This window comes from Colwellia aquaemaris (assembly GCF_057548755.1).
Map to the genome: position 1 here is coordinate 354,894 of NZ_BAAJLV010000001.1, position 15,222 is coordinate 370,115.

11 protein-coding genes are annotated in these 15,222 nt (G+C 39.3%); 5 read left to right on the forward strand and 6 right to left on the reverse strand.

Annotation, left to right across the window (positions count from 1 at the left end; genetic code table 11):
* Positions 1–55 precede the first annotated feature (55 nt).
* Together AC27HL_RS01615 and AC27HL_RS01620 are read right to left on the reverse strand one after the other, a co-directional pair.
* Entirely contained in the window at positions 56–595 is a 540-nt protein-coding gene (locus AC27HL_RS01615; protein ID WP_487078523.1) for an NADPH-dependent FMN reductase, read from the reverse strand.
* A gap of 2 nt (positions 596–597) precedes the next feature.
* Positions 598–1,302 (reverse strand): pirin family protein, encoded by a 705-nt coding sequence (locus AC27HL_RS01620; protein WP_487078525.1) that lies wholly within the window; start codon positions 1,300–1,302, stop codon positions 598–600.
* Between the two features lie 230 nt (positions 1,303–1,532).
* On the opposite strand from AC27HL_RS01620, the gene rluF reads away from it, so the two are divergent.
* Positions 1,533–2,462 (forward strand): 23S rRNA pseudouridine(2604) synthase RluF, encoded by a 930-nt coding sequence (gene rluF, locus AC27HL_RS01625; RefSeq protein ID WP_487078526.1) that lies wholly within the window; start codon positions 1,533–1,535, stop codon positions 2,460–2,462.
* A 42-nt stretch (positions 2,463–2,504) separates the two neighbouring features.
* Here rluF and AC27HL_RS01630 read toward each other — a convergent pair whose 3' ends face one another.
* Both AC27HL_RS01630 and AC27HL_RS01635 read right to left on the reverse strand, forming a co-directional pair.
* On the reverse strand, positions 2,505–3,407 hold the full coding sequence (locus tag AC27HL_RS01630; protein WP_487079865.1) for a spermidine synthase: 903 nt from the start codon (positions 3,405–3,407) through the stop codon (positions 2,505–2,507).
* Positions 3,408–3,417: 10 nt separating this feature from the next.
* Positions 3,418–4,083, reverse strand: coding sequence for a fused MFS/spermidine synthase (locus AC27HL_RS01635; protein WP_487078528.1), 666 nt, complete (start codon positions 4,081–4,083; stop codon positions 3,418–3,420).
* Between the two features lie 276 nt (positions 4,084–4,359).
* Between AC27HL_RS01635 and AC27HL_RS01640 the strand changes: the two genes are divergently transcribed.
* Positions 4,360–5,664: a golvesin C-terminal-like domain-containing protein gene (locus AC27HL_RS01640; protein WP_487078530.1), complete on the forward strand. Its 1,305-nt coding sequence runs from the start codon at positions 4,360–4,362 to the stop codon at positions 5,662–5,664.
* 70 nt (positions 5,665–5,734) lie between these two features.
* Here the strand turns inward: AC27HL_RS01640 and uvrA are convergent, their stop codons facing one another.
* A complete protein-coding gene (uvrA, locus tag AC27HL_RS01645) occupies positions 5,735–8,560 on the reverse strand; it encodes an excinuclease ABC subunit UvrA (protein WP_487078532.1) in 2,826 nt (941 codons plus the stop codon).
* A 326-nt stretch (positions 8,561–8,886) separates the two neighbouring features.
* On the opposite strand from uvrA, the gene AC27HL_RS01650 reads away from it, so the two are divergent.
* Positions 8,887–10,251 (forward strand): MFS transporter, encoded by a 1,365-nt coding sequence (locus AC27HL_RS01650; protein ID WP_487078534.1) that lies wholly within the window; start codon positions 8,887–8,889, stop codon positions 10,249–10,251.
* 40 nt (positions 10,252–10,291) lie between these two features.
* On the opposite strand, the gene AC27HL_RS01655 is transcribed toward AC27HL_RS01650, so the two are convergent.
* A complete protein-coding gene (locus AC27HL_RS01655) occupies positions 10,292–10,516 on the reverse strand; it encodes a hypothetical protein (RefSeq protein WP_487078536.1) in 225 nt (74 codons plus the stop codon).
* 519 nt (positions 10,517–11,035) lie between these two features.
* Here AC27HL_RS01655 and AC27HL_RS01660 point away from each other — a divergent pair.
* Both AC27HL_RS01660 and AC27HL_RS01665 read left to right on the forward strand, forming a co-directional pair.
* Complete coding sequence (locus AC27HL_RS01660; RefSeq protein WP_487078538.1) at positions 11,036–13,066, forward strand: oxidoreductase; 2,031 nt, start codon at positions 11,036–11,038, stop codon at positions 13,064–13,066.
* Positions 13,067–13,239: 173 nt separating this feature from the next.
* Positions 13,240–15,177, forward strand: coding sequence for a methyl-accepting chemotaxis protein (locus AC27HL_RS01665; protein WP_487078539.1), 1,938 nt, complete (start codon positions 13,240–13,242; stop codon positions 15,175–15,177).
* Positions 15,178–15,222: the final 45 nt, after the last annotated feature.

A 15,222-nucleotide genomic window follows, 5' to 3' on the forward strand; every position in this document is an offset into this window, starting at 1 on the left:
TTGCTGCTGTCACTAAAACACTAAGTTCTGTCTTTGCTTGGTTATTTCAATGGCCTTAATTTATTAAGCTTGCAATGGCTGTTGCCATTTGTTGCTTAAGCTCGTTATTGCTTAAGACTTGGTTTTTAACATCAAAATTATCAAAAAAACTTGGAACGGATAAACTGGCTTTTACATCGCCAGCAAAGTACGGTGCTGAACCTGTTGCTGCCGCCAGAACGCTGCCGGCGCCGCCAGGTCCGGGTGATGTCGAGAGCAAAAGCATAGGTTTTTCTTGAAAAACTTTTTGATCAATACGCGATGCCCAGTCAAAAATATTTTTATAGGCGGCAGTATAACTTCCGTTGTGCTCGGCAAATGAGATAATAATTGCGTCACTTGCACCTAGTTTATTAAAAAATTGCTTTGCAGCTTCAGGCTGGCCAAGCTCTTGCTCTTTGTCTTGGCTAAAGAGTGGCAATTCAAAGTCGTTTAAATCAAGTACTTCTATTTCGATGTTTACTTGTTTTTTTGCTAAAACTTTTGCGGCATAAGCTGCAAGTTGTTTGTTGATTGAATTGCGACTTGTACTGGCGCCAAATGCGATAACTTTCATAATTATGCCTCGTCTTGTGTATTGGTGTGATAAATAAATATTGCTTGCCCTTTTGTTAATGCCTTGAAGGTTATTCCTTTTTTACAATGCACTAAGCTTCGGGGCTTGATTTCTTGGCCATTTACCTCTGCTTTACCTGCGCTTAAATACAGTAAAGCTTCTTGTGCAATTGTGACTTTTTGTTCTGCCAAGGTATTACTAACGGAAATAGAAATTTGACTGTTAAATCTTGTTTTTTGGGATGTATTGCCACCATAAACATGCTGTAATTCGCCTGGAGCAGCTTGATATACTTTATAGTCAGCCTTGCTGCCCGGCGTATCCGGTAAAACCCAAAGCTGTATCATATGGTTTTCGCTGTTATTTGGATTAACCTCGTTATGACTAAACCCTTCGGCACCTGCTCGTTGTACTTGCACAGTGCCAGCGGTTAAGTGCTCGCCGTGGCCTAAACTACCATGATGCTCTAGTTCTCCTTTGACAATAACTGAAATTACGTCAACTTCTTTGTGGTTGTGCATATGCGTTTCGCCAAAGGGCAAAAAGTTTGCGTCTGCTAGATAAACAAAGTTTCCTAAACCAGGGAAGGCAATGGTATTTGAACGGCCAAATACTTGTTGATTAATGACAAAACGCTTTTCAATCAGCCCAGCAAAGCCGCCTTTAGGTAACTGATCAAATGTAAGGATTTTGGTATTGTTTGTCATGATAGTTGCTGCCTTTAAAAATCTTGAAACTATGTTATGTTTTTAATTTATCGTAATAAATAGCAGAAAGAGAAAATAACTATTGTATGTAATGCAACAATACAACGTTTAGTCATATTGCGGTGAATAAAATTTAAATTCTAAGACAACTCTACAATGCTATAAATATTCGGTAAAATAGAACTTATTCATTTGTACAGCGCTTTGCTGCCATATAACTAGGAAATTCGGTGTCTAATAACGGAAAACGTCTCAATAAATATATCAGTGATTCAGGTTTTTGCTCACGTCGATTTGCTGATAAGTTGATTGAAAATAATCGCGTTAAAATTAATGGCAAGATTCCGGAATTGGGTACTAAGGTACTTCCTGGTGATATTGTATGTGTCGATGGTAAAGAAATTAAGGCCAGTGAAAGTAATCATACCGACCGTATTTATATTGCTTACAATAAACCTATTGGCATTACCTGCACCACCGAGCGCCACGTTAAAGGCAATATAATAGATGCCATTGGCCACACCAAGCGTATCTTTCCTATTGGCCGCTTAGATAAACCGTCGGAAGGTTTAATATTTTTAACTAGTGATGGCGATATAGTTAATAAGATCTTACGTGCTGAAAACGCCCATGACAAAGAATATATTGTTACGGTAGACAAGCCGATAAGTGAACGTTTTGTTGAGCGAATGTCAAAAGGCGTGCCGATTCTTGGCACAATAACTAAGCCTTGTATTGTTCGACCAGAAAGCAAGTATGTATTTCGCATAATATTAACCCAAGGTCTAAATCGACAAATTCGCCGTATGTGTGAATATTTAGGTTATGAAGTTACTAAATTAAAGCGTTCACGCATTATGAATGTTGAACTTGCCAATCTAGGTCCGGGACAATGGCGAGACTTAACAGAGTTAGAAATGGCTGAGATTAATAGTGCAGTTGCAGGATCGCGTAAAACGGCTGCCGATGATGATTTTGTTGAGGCAAGTGTTAAAGAGCAGCCAGCTAAAGTTGCTATTACTGATATTAAGCACCCACATCAAACCATTGAATCTACAGCGGATAAGTTAACTAAACGAAAGCTTACTCGTATTGATGTGAACAAGCGTTCTTCGGCTTCTACAGGTAAGAAAAAACTGAGTCTAAAAAAGAAAAATTAGTGTCGCTAATACGTGTTAACGACACTATGTTTGGCCAATAGGCTAATTATCTAAATTTAATAAGTTTGCTGGTGAGTATTGGTCAGTTAAAAGTCGAGTATTGTTGGGCCAGTCTTGCAATGTTGCGGTAGAGGTCATTTGACTGGTAATTTGGCCTATATCAACTCCGAAAACCGATAGTTTTTCTGCCAATGTCTTAGCGCGATCTGCTAGCAGTTTGCCGTCTGGTAAAGGCTGCATACTGGTTAAAATAATACGGTTACTGTTTTTATTGTTTCTGACGTTAAAGAAGTCACCAAAGACGGCTTTGTATGTGGCCGACTCAAAGTTATATAAATCACTAACCGAAAAAGTATTGGCTGATAACACGCCTTTATCACTTAGCAGTTGTTTGGTTTCTTGCAAAAACTCTCGGGTTAGTAAATGCTCTGGAATGTAGTCACCATTAAATGCGTCTAAAATTATCCAATCATATTTTTGCTTTCTTAATGCTGCACGTTTAACAAAAATGCGTCCGTCTTGCACTACTGAGGTTATTTGTTCATTTTCAAAAAAACCAAAATAATCTCTGGCTACTTTAATGACCGCAGGGTCAATTTCTACGTTGGTTATTGCTGCGTTGGGGAAAATTTGGTGTAAGGTATTCGACATAGTGCCACCGCCTAAACCAATAATAAGAATTCGTTCAGGATCAGGGTTAACTAATAAGCTTGAGAAAAGCATTTTGGTATAATTAAATACCAAGCGCTGTGGATCATCAACCAGCATACAGCTTTGCTGAGTTTTTGAACTTCGGACATTAAATTTTAGGCAGCGTAGTCCTCGCTTCTCTTCCACCAAAATATTACGGTAAAGTGAACGTTCGCTATGAATTGTTTTAGCTTGTGTTGGTGCACTAAAAACGGTGGCAAGGGTTAGGCTAGTAACCAAAGCGAGAATGGTCATGGTGATAATTTTATTCATGGGCTGTTCCTTGCTGAGGTAGGTTGCTTTTAACGCTATTTTTTTGCCCTAAACGATTAAATAACATTGCGCTGATACCAAGCATGACTAATACACCACTATAAACAGTAATAATATCATTGACTTCGAACCAAAGTACTAAATAGAATGACGTAATGATAGTACCTAAAGCACTACCGAGTGTTGAGACAAAGTAAAGAAATCCAGCAACTTGACCACTTTTATTTTTGTCAGTAACAAGTAGGCGGACAGAGTAAGGAGAAATCATTCCGAGAATAACCGTAGGGATGAAAAATAGCGCCATAGAAGCGACGAGCGAGCCGTAGCGAGTATCTTCTATTGCTAAGAATATGCTTTCCATAATGCCTTGCGACGAAAAGGCAACCGGTAATACTGTGATACCAGCGAAAATAAAAATTAAGCCATAACGATTTAATGACGCAGCCTTAGTAGAAAGCTTTCCGCCAATTAAATAGCCAATTGATAAGCTCAGCATAAATACCGTGATGATACTGCCCCAAATATGAACGCTGCTACCAAAAAACGGCGCTAAGATACGGCCACCAAGTAACTCAATACCCATGATAGAAAAGCCACTGCTAAAAGCTAGTAGATAGATTAAGGGATTTTGAAATCTGCTGTTTGTACTTGTATGCATATTTTTAATACGTCTTTTTTTGGTTAGGTTGTTCAACATAATACCTTTAACTGACAATAGGTTGCTAGTAGGAGCTTTTGATTATTTGTAACTTAATAGCAACAGTTAACTCGCATTAGAACTCGAGGTTTTTTAGCAGGGAGAAATCGACATCAATTTTTATGGCGCTTTTGTAAACGCATAGACAATGTCTATGTGCTTGTAATATATCGTTATGTGCAAAAACTAAATTATCGTGTTTTGATTAAAAAACATACATAACGTTGGAGAATAATAATGAATAAAAAACAACTGTTTAAAATGTTTTCTGTTGCTATGCTCATGACTCTGCCTTTATCTAAGGTTGCAGCAGAAAGTGACAATTTAGTTTATTTTGTCAAAGGTACAATCCCTCTGCTAATTACTGCCCCTCATGGGGGGAGTGGGGCGCCTGATAGTGTCAGTATTCGTACAGGTGTCGATAGTAATGGTGTCGCTATTGAAGATTTTAATATCGTTAAGGATAGTTGGACTAAAAGTATTGCTAAAGATATACAAGCAAAGTATGTGCAAAAATATGGTGGTGTTCCTTATCTTGTTGCTGCGGACTTTCATCGTAAATACATAGATGCTAATCGACCTGAACATCAAGCATTTGAAAGTGAAACTGCGCGTATTTACTATGATACTTATCATAATAAAATTAATGAATTCATTGCCGATATACAACAGAAGTTCGGCCAAGGTTTACTGTTAGATATTCATGGGCAAGCCCAACATCCAGATAAGATTCTGCGTGGTACTCGCAATGGTTATGCTGTTGAAAACTTAGTTGGAAAGTATGGTTGGGATGCAATAGTGGGTAACCAAGGTATTTTTGGTCTGTTGGCGCAACAAGGTTTCAGTTTACAGCCCACTAATAGCCAAATACCAAATAATTCAAATTTAACCCCTGAAAGTAGTTTAAGCGGTGGTACAACAATTAAGTTTAATGGTAGCCACAATGCTTTTGGTATAGATGCGATACAGTTTGAACTTGGTAGTAATATTCGGTTTTCGTCAGCGGAGCGGGCATTATTTGCTGATCATATGGCTGACAATATTCGAACCTTTATGAAAACTTACTATTGTAATGGTAGCGTGGCTAATTACCCTTGTTCTCCAAAAACTATTTTGGTTGATCGTGACCATAAGGGCTACTACGAAAGTAATGATTGGGAACCATCAAATGCTGTAGATAATTACCCTATTAAAAACTTAAGTAAATCGCGATATGCCAATCAAGCAGGTGAAGTAACCCGCTGGCGTAGTCCGGTTCAGCAAACAGGAAATTACAACGTATTTGCTTGGTGGACAAACACTAAATCTGATGGCTCTAAATATACTCGGGATAGTTCAGCAGAGTATAAAATAAGTGCAGGTTCAAATAACTTAATAGTAATTAAAAATCAAAATGTCTCGGCCGGGCAATGGGTATTACTCGGTACAGTAGCGGCGGTTCAAGGAGAGTCAATACAAGTTAGTTTGACACGAGAACATGACGGAGACCAAGGTTCAGCTACGGTTGCAGACGCGATGTCGTTTGTTTGGGCAGGCCAATAAGCTAAAACATTAGCGTTATAAATAAACTTGATGCCCCTAACTTTGGGGCATCAAGTTTAAACTGCTAAGTTTAAGAAAGTAGCGGCTTTAAAAACCTCGCGGTATGTGAACTTTTATGTTTTGCCACTTGCTCCGGTGTACCGGTTACTAATATTTCACCACCACCTGAGCCACCTTCTGGGCCTAAATCAACAATCCAGTCAGCTGTTTTCACTACATCCAAATTATGCTCAATCACTACTATGGTATTGCCATGATCACGTAAGCGATGAATTACTTGCAGTAATTGTTTGATATCATGAAAGTGCAAACCTGTAGTTGGTTCATCAAGAATATAAAGCGTTTTACCCGTATCGCGTTTTGAAAGCTCTTTTGATAATTTAACCCGTTGGGCTTCACCACCCGATAATGTGGTGGCTGACTGCCCAAGCTTAATATAACTTAAGCCAACATCCATTAAGGTTTGTAATTTACGTTTCACAGCAGGAATAGGTGCGAAAAATTCAAAGGCATCTTCGATAGTCATATCCAATACTTCATGAATATTCTTACCTTTGTACTTTACTTCTAATGTTTCGCGGTTATAGCGCTTACTTTTACAAACATCACATGGCACGTAAACATCAGGTAAAAAGTGCATTTCAACTTTTATTAAGCCATCACCCTGACAGGCCTCACAACGACCGCCTTTAACATTAAAGCTAAAACGGCCTGGCTTGTAACCGCGAGATCTAGCTTCTTGTGTGGCGGCAAATATTTCTCTTACCGCTGTAAAAATACCAGTATAAGTAGCAGGATTTGAGCGAGGCGTTCTGCCAATTGGGCTTTGGTCAATATCGATAACTTTGTCTAGCTGATCTAACCCTATAATTTCTCTATAAGGTGCAGGCTCTTGTGTGGTTGCACCATTTAATTCGATATGAGCAAGTTTATACAAGGTATCATTAATTAAGGTTGATTTACCTGAGCCAGAAACCCCTGTAATACATGTCATTAAACCGTTTGGAATTGTTAAATCAACATTTTTTAAGTTATTGCCTGTTGCGCCTTTTAGCTCAACAACATTATTTTTATCAAATGGTGTTCTTACTTTAGGTATTGCTATCGCCTCTCTACCAGACAGGTATTTGCCTGTTAGTGAGTGTTCACATTCTAAAATAGCATTAACGTCACCTTCAGCAATAATACTGCCGCCGTGCACACCAGCGCCTGGGCCAATATCTATCACATGGTCGGCAGCGCGAATAGCATCTTCGTCATGTTCAACAACGATGACGGTATTACCCAAGTCTCGTAGGTGGATCAATGTATCTAATAGGCGTTCATTATCGCGTTGGTGCAAACCAATTGATGGCTCGTCGAGTACATACATAACCCCAACTAATCCCGCGCCGATTTGGCTTGCTAAACGAATACGTTGCGCTTCACCTCCGGAAAGAGTGTCAGCACTTCGGGACAAATTTAAATAATTCAAACCAACGTTGACTAAAAAGCCAAGGCGGTCATTAATTTCTTTAAGAATTTTTTCGGCAATTTGACCTTTCTGGCCCGTTAAGCTTAGCCCTTGGAAAAATGCTAATGCGTCTGCTATAGCAAACTCTGCCACGGTTGGCAGTGGCGTATCATCAATAAAAACATTACGAGCTTCTAAGCGCAAACGGCTACCACTACAATCTGGGCAATGTTGGCTATTTAAATACTTTGCCAATTCTTCTCGTACTGCGTTTGATTCAGTTTCGCGGTAGCGACGATCCATATTATTTAAAATACCTTCAAATGGATGCTTGCGAATAACAATATCGCCACGATCATTCATGTATTTAAATTCAATTTCTTGTTTACCACTACCGCGTAAAATTAATTGCTGCGTTTTTTCGTCTAATTCATTAAATGGTAAATCTAATTGGAATTGATAATGGTCTGCTAAAGCTTGCAGCATTTGGAAATAGTAAAAATTTCTTTTATCCCAGCCGCGAATTGCGCCACCCGCTAGGCTTAACTCTGGATTCGATATCACTCGGCTTGGGTCGAAATATTGCTGATTACCTAAACCGTCACAGGTTTGGCAAGCCCCCGCTGGGTTATTAAATGAAAATAATCTTGGCTCGAGTTCCTGCATACTATAGCCACATTTAGGGCAGGCAAAGTTTGCAGAAAATACTAGCTCTTCTTTATCTGGAGCATCCATAAAGGCCACTTTAACTGTGCCTGAAGTTAACGACAGTGCCGTTTCAAAAGACTCAGACAAGCGTAGTTGAATATCTTCGCGTACTTTTAAGCGATCCACTACCACTTCTATAGTATGTTTTTTATGTAACTCTAATGTTGGAGGATCAGATAAATCACAAACTTCGCCATCAATACGGGCGCGAATGTAACCTTGGGCAGCTAGGTTATCTAAAAGCTTTACATGTTCACCTTTGCGGTCTTGTAACACAGGCGCCAGCACCATCACTTTTGTGCCTTCTTCTAGCGCTAAAACACGGTCAACCATCTGCGAAATAGTTTGTGCTGTCAGTGGTAAATGGTGATCAGGACAACGAGGTTCACCAACACGGGCGTATAATAAACGCAAATAATCGTATATTTCGGTTATGGTACCTACGGTTGAGCGTGGGTTATGCGACGTTGACTTTTGTTCAATAGAAATAGCGGGAGATAAGCCTTCAATATGGTCGACATCGGGTTTTTCCATTAGTGATAAAAATTGGCGAGCGTAAGCAGAAAGCGACTCAACATAACGCCTTTGTCCTTCTGCATATAAAGTATCAAAAGCTAATGAAGATTTGCCCGACCCAGAAAGACCTGTAATAACAATTAATTTATCGCGGGGAATATCTAAATTAATATTTTTTAAGTTATGAGTGCGCGCACCCCTGACTTCAATTTTCTTCATAATGACAATGTGACCAGTTTAACGCCCAACCAATAAGGTGCGAACAATTCCGCAGTAAATGGATAGACTGATTGCAAATTACCTTACGCTATATCAACACTTGAAATAACCAATAACGATAAAATAGCCACTAAATAGGGTGACTGATAAAACGAAATAAGCTTTTGGTTATTTTCACCTGAACATAAAGTTAGAACCGAGCATTATCGCACAGTTTTTAAACCGAATTCACCTTAAATCTCTGTTTTTGTTCATTCGGTGGCCGTGTTAAGATATGCGAGTTTTTCCTAGCAATATTCTAAACAATTTAAGAGTTAATAAGTTTCATGAGCGCATCCGGTTTAAATAGTATTGAAAAAAAGGCAGCCTTTTCACTCGCCTCCGTTTTTGGTTTAAGGATGTTGGGCCTATTTATGATTTTGCCGGTGTTTGCTATTTATGGTGAACAGCTTATTGGTTATAGCCCAATATGGATTGGTTTAGCGATAGGTGCCTATGGCTTGACGCAGGCATTGTTACAAATACCTATGGGTATACTTTCTGATAAATTTGGCCGAAAACCAGTAATTCTCGCCGGCTTAGTGGTATTTTTATTAGGTAGTATTGTCGCGGCTATGTCTGAAACTATTTATGGTGTGGTGATTGGTCGCGCCTTGCAAGGTATGGGGGCGATTGCCAGTGCTATATTAGCGTTAGCCGCAGACCTTAGTCGCGAAGAACAACGGCCGAAAGTGATGGCAACTATTGGTATGTTTATCGGTATTTCGTTTACTGTTGCTATGATTATTGGGCCAATTGTTGCACAAGCATTTGGCTTAAGTGGGTTATTTTGGTTTATCGCGATACTAACTATTTTCGCCATGATAACAATTCAATTTGTGGTGCCTAACTCTATTAATAGTGCACCTAAAGGCGACAACGTAGCCCTGCCCGAAAAGTTAAAAGGCTTAATATTTGATGGCCAATTATCTCGACTTAATTGGGGCGTGTTTATTTTACACATGGCCTTAACCGCTTGTTTTGTCACATTACCAAAACAGTTTGTTGCTAGTGGTTTGGCGCTTGAGCAACATTGGCAGCTTTATTTACCAACACTGATTGGCTCGTTTTTTTTAATGGTACCTTTTATGATTATTGGTATTAAAAAGCAAAAAGAAAATCAAATGTTTAGTGCCGCGGTTACCTTATTAACATTAGCACTCTTGTTACTTTGGTATTTGCCAACAAGTATCACGTCGCTGGTAGTACTCGTGATGATGTTCTTCACAGCTTTTAATTATTTAGAAGCTACCATGCCGTCTATTCTTTCTCGCATTGCACCGGCTGGTGTGAAAGGCAGTGTGATGGGAATTTACTCTAGTAGTCAATTTTTAGGGGCTTTTGCAGGTGGCATTCTTGGTGGTTTTATTGCTAGTGCATTTGGTGAGCAATATATATTTTTGGTTATGGCCATATTTGCAGTTATTTGGTTGCTGTTAACCTTAGGTATGAAGCCGCTGAAAAAATCTAAAGCTTACAGCTTTTCAACCAATATTGATAATGATGAAAAAGCAATACAGATAGCGGCAAAACTAAGTGAAATGCCCGGTGTTATTGAAGCAACTATAATGCATGACGAAGCCGTCGCTTATTTAAAAGTTGATGATAAAACGGCAGATTTAGGAAACATTAAAGCCCTGCTCAATAGCTAATTAATTAGGTGCTTAAAATTATTGCGTAGCCAAGCTGAGGCTATTGGATTTCAGTGATGAAGTCATAATGTGCTTTTGTGCCAATGAGTAGCTTGACTTCATCATCACGCTCTTTACCTAACAGAGCCTCACCCATAGGTGATTTTGGCGTAATAACCGTAATATTTGCCACGATATCTCGCTCGACAATTTGACAACGATAACCGCCGGCAGCAGGGGCAATAAAAAACCACCGCTGTTTGGCAATATCTTGCTCTAATTGCACAAGTGAGCCAAGTACAATCGTTTCTTGCTCATCAGATAATCTAACTTGAAAACCTTCAAAACTTTTAATGGCTTGGCGAATTTCTGCTACTCGCCTTGATTGCCCTTCTGCTAGGTAGCTTTGCTCAATGGCTAAGGTGTCATATTGCGTTTCAGCAACGGACTGATCATCTGTAGCAGCTTTATGAGCGCTATCTGCGGCAATTAATGCTGAACTTAATTCTCCATGCAGCTGTGAGACTATTTCCGAAATAATAGTGTTTTTGTCGACTTTAATAGCGCTTTCCCGAACAGGTGTTAAGTAATAGATTTATCTCGCAGCATACGGAGATTGCAGGGAAAGTAAATATTCATCGAGCAACGAATTTTAGTTTTCACTGTCATAATTCAATCTGACAGGTGTCAAAATAAAGCTTGAGTTTTACCTTAGTAGCAGATATTTTATACACTAACTGGTTCGACCATAAATTGTGAGCTAGTTTTAAATATAATTTATAACACCAACAAAAAGTGACTGAATATGAATGACAATGCTGCCTTTCCACATTTATTAGCACCATTAGACTTAGGCTTTACTACCTTAGCCAATAGAACCTTAATGGGCTCTATGCACACTGGTTTAGAAGAGGAAAAAGGTGGCTTTGATAAATTGGCTGCATTTTATCAAGCTCGGGCAAAAGGTGGGGTTGGTTTAATTGTTACGGGTGGAATTAGCCCTAATACACGTGGTCGTTTAGCGCCTTTTGGTTGCGAATTAAGTAAGTTTTGGCAGGTAGGAAAGCATAAAAAAATTACCGAGGCGGTACATAAATACCCAACTAAAATATGTTTACAGTTACTGCATGCTGGCCGTTATTCTTATCACCCATTTAGCGTTTCAGCCAGTAAAGTAAAATCACCGATCAACCCGTTTACGCCAAAGGCTATGTCTGTTCGACAAATAAAAGGCACCATTAAAGACTTTGCTCATTCTGCCAAGTTGGCGAAGAAGGCTGGTTACGACGGTGTTGAAATTATGGGATCGGAAGGTTATTTAATTAATCAATTTAGCTGTGTAAAGGTAAATAAGCGCACCGATGAGTGGGGCGGCAGTATTGAGAATAGAATGCGTTTAGCCACTGAAATTATTCGCGCTGTTCGTGCTAGTGCTGGTGATGAGTTTATTATTATCTTTCGCTTGTCGATGTTGGATCTCGTTGAAGGTGGTAATAGCTGGCAAGATGTTGTCACTATGGCAAAAGGTGTTGAAGCGGCCGGCGCGACACTGATAAATACCGGTATCGGTTGGCACGAAGCTCGTGTACCTACTATAGCTACATCAGTGCCTCGAGGAGCGTTTTCGTGGATCACTGAGCGCATGAAAAAAGAAGTTAAGGTACCACTAGTGACAACCAACCGCATTAATACACCTGAGGTAGCAGAAGATATTTTATCTACTGGACAAGCCGATATGGTCTCAATGGCACGACCATTTTTAGCGGATGAAAACTTTGTTGAAAAAGCGGCTGCTAACAAAAGTGATGAAATTAATACCTGTATTGGTTGTAATCAGGCTTGTTTAGATCATGTTTTTAAACAACAAAGGGCTTCTTGTTTAGTTAACCCAACCGCATGTTATGAAACTGAATTAACGTTTGCAAAAGCCCCAAGTAGTAAAAAAATAGCGGTTGTTGGTGCGGGCCCTGCGGGCTTAGCGTTTAGTGTGTATGCAGCGCAACGTGGGCATAAAGTTGAAATATTTGATCGCGGCTCGGAAATTGGCGGGCAATTTAACTACGCTAAACAAATCCCAGGTAAAGAAGAATTTTATGAAACGCTACGTTATTTTAATAAGCAAATTGAATTACACAAAATTGCTTTACATTTAAATCAGGAACAAAGCGCCGAGCAGTTAATTGCTGAAGGGTTTGATGAAATTGTGCTAGCAACCGGTATTTCGCCTCGTCAGTTGAATATTCCCGGTATTGAGCATGAAAAAGTAAAGTCATACTTGCAAGTACTTCGAGATAAAGCGCCAATTGGTAAACGTGTGGCAATTATTGGTGCCGGTGGTATAGGCTTTGATGTTGCTGAGTTTTTAGTGGAAGAGCAATCATTAACCACCAACCCCGAAAAATGGTTGCAAAACTGGGGAGTCGATAAAGATTATCAAGAAAACGGTGGCTTAGCGAAAAGTGTACCTCAAGAAACGCCAATTAGAGAAGTGTATTTATTGCAGCGTAAAACCACAAAAGTTGGTGCGGGTTTAGGTAAAACTACCGGTTGGATACATCGCGCAACACTGCAAAAAAACGGTGTACAAATGCTTGCGGGTGTTAGCTACGATGAAGTCAATGACGATGGTTTAGTCATTACTATTGATGGTAAGCAGCAAACTTTACCTGTTGATCATGTTATTGTTTGTGCGGGGCAAGAGTCTGAACGTACCTTGTATCAGCAACTTGAAGATAAAGGTGTACAAGCGCATTTAATTGGTGGTGCTAACGTTGCTGCTGAATTGGATGCAAAGCGGGCTATTAGACAAGCGGCAGAATTGGCAGCAAAAATATAGTTTAAAAACGGAATTGTATTTTAATTAGTTAAGTAAATTATGGTGTTTAATTCGCGGGCTAAAACATGGCTTCTATGCTCGTGAATTAAATTTGAAATAATCATTACCTTATCTTGGTCAAATGATATGCTATGTAAAGCATAATATTGATAATAAAAAAGATAAGAGTAATTATGACGTTAATACTTAAGCCGGCAATCGCCATTTCTAATTCTTTAAGATTTAAAGCTAAATTCTCTCTGCTTGCAGTGATGTTCTACCTACCGCTTATTGTCAGTTTTATTTGGATTGTTAAACAGCAGTTTGCAGATTTAAGCCAGTATCAACAAGAATTGTCAGGCCATAGTCAAATTACAACAATCAAAGCTTTAGAGCAGCTTTCAGCTGATAGTCGTTTAAACAAAGGTAATACTGAACGAGTAACTCAGCATATTGAAACATTAAAGTTAACATTATCAGATAAGCAAATATTACAAGAAGGCTGGCAAGCCTTGTTATCAGGTGAAATGCAGTTTGCTGATTTTTCAATGTATTATGATAAAACCTTAGCTATACGCGAAAATTTGTCAGCCGTTAGTGGTTTATCGCGAGAACCTGATCCTCAAGCATTTTATCTTGCCGAAGCCGCGGTTATTCGCATGCCGGCATTGGTTGAATATATTGGCAGAATCAAAGATCTTACCTTCTCTATTATCAACAATGATGGCTTTAGTGCTGAAACCTATACATTATTAGTGGCTTTGGACAACCGTGTTGATGAATTGCAATTGCAATACGCAAAAACCAATGAGCAATTAAAGCGTGTTGCGCCTAATATGTTTCAAGATTACTTAACACAATACCAAGAAATTGACGCGGCTTTAGATGCCTATCAATTGCAGTTACGAAATGAAGTGATCAACCCTGATACTATTACCTGGAGTAGCCGACAAGCACAAAGTTTAGGTCATAACCAGTACCAAGGCTTACTGACATTAATGTCGATGTCTGAGCAATTATTAATAAAACGTATTGAGACATTACAAAGTAACAGCACGCAAACATTATGGCTATTATCAGTTATGCTAGTGGTGATCATGCTCGCAATTAGTTATTTATTGATTGGTATTTATCACTCATTACATGTCAATGTTAAAAACATCAACTTAGCCGCTGAGCGCTTGGGTAATGGCGACTTTTCACAAGAAATTGCAATAGAATCGAAAGATGAGCTAGGTGATATTGCCCAACGCTTTCGCCTGATGCAAAGTAAAATTCATGATTTATTGTCTAATGTAGACAATGATGTAGCCATCTTGAAGTCGGCTGCAATCAACATAAATACCCTAACTGAATCTATGGAGCGCAATATTGCTCAGCAACAGCAAGATACACATCAAGTTGCCAGCTCTATTAATCAAGTAAGTGACTCTGTGCAGGTTATTTCCTCTAACACCTCTGGAGCACAGGAATTAACAGAAAAAGCTAGTGTTAATGTTGAGCACGGTGAGCAAGTTATTAGCGATACCGCGAATGTGATCACGGCTATTTCAACCGAGGTCAATAATTCTGCACAAGTGATAGATGAATTAGCGGCTTATAGTGCTGAAATTGGTACCTTTGTGAATGTTATTCGTGAAATTGCTGAGCAAACTAACCTGTTAGCGTTAAATGCTGCAATTGAGGCGGCTCGTGCTGGTGAACAAGGTCGTGGTTTTGCCGTGGTCGCTGATGAGGTTCGAACCTTAGCCAGCAGAACACAAGATTCAACCAGTGAAATACAACGTATTATTGAACACTTGCAACAAGGTACAAGCCGCTCTGTGGCAGCAATGAAAAGTGGTGTTGAAAAAGCGGAACAAGGTGTTGAAAAAACAGCACAAGTTGCAGAAACATTTCAACAAGTTAGTCACAATGTTAGTGAGATAGTTTCAGCAACTACAGAAATATCTAGCGCAGTTGAGCAGCAAAGCAATATGGTGGTAGGAATTACCGGCAATACACATGATATAGCGGCAAGTACTGATAACTTATTGCAATCTGCCGAAGATGCAGCGAGCGCAGGTGTGAATATTTCTCAACTAGCGGAAGAACTTGCGGTACAATTAGCGCAATTTACTTTGAAAAAATAACTTTACGCAAAAATGAATAATAACAAATATCAGAATTTAGCCCGT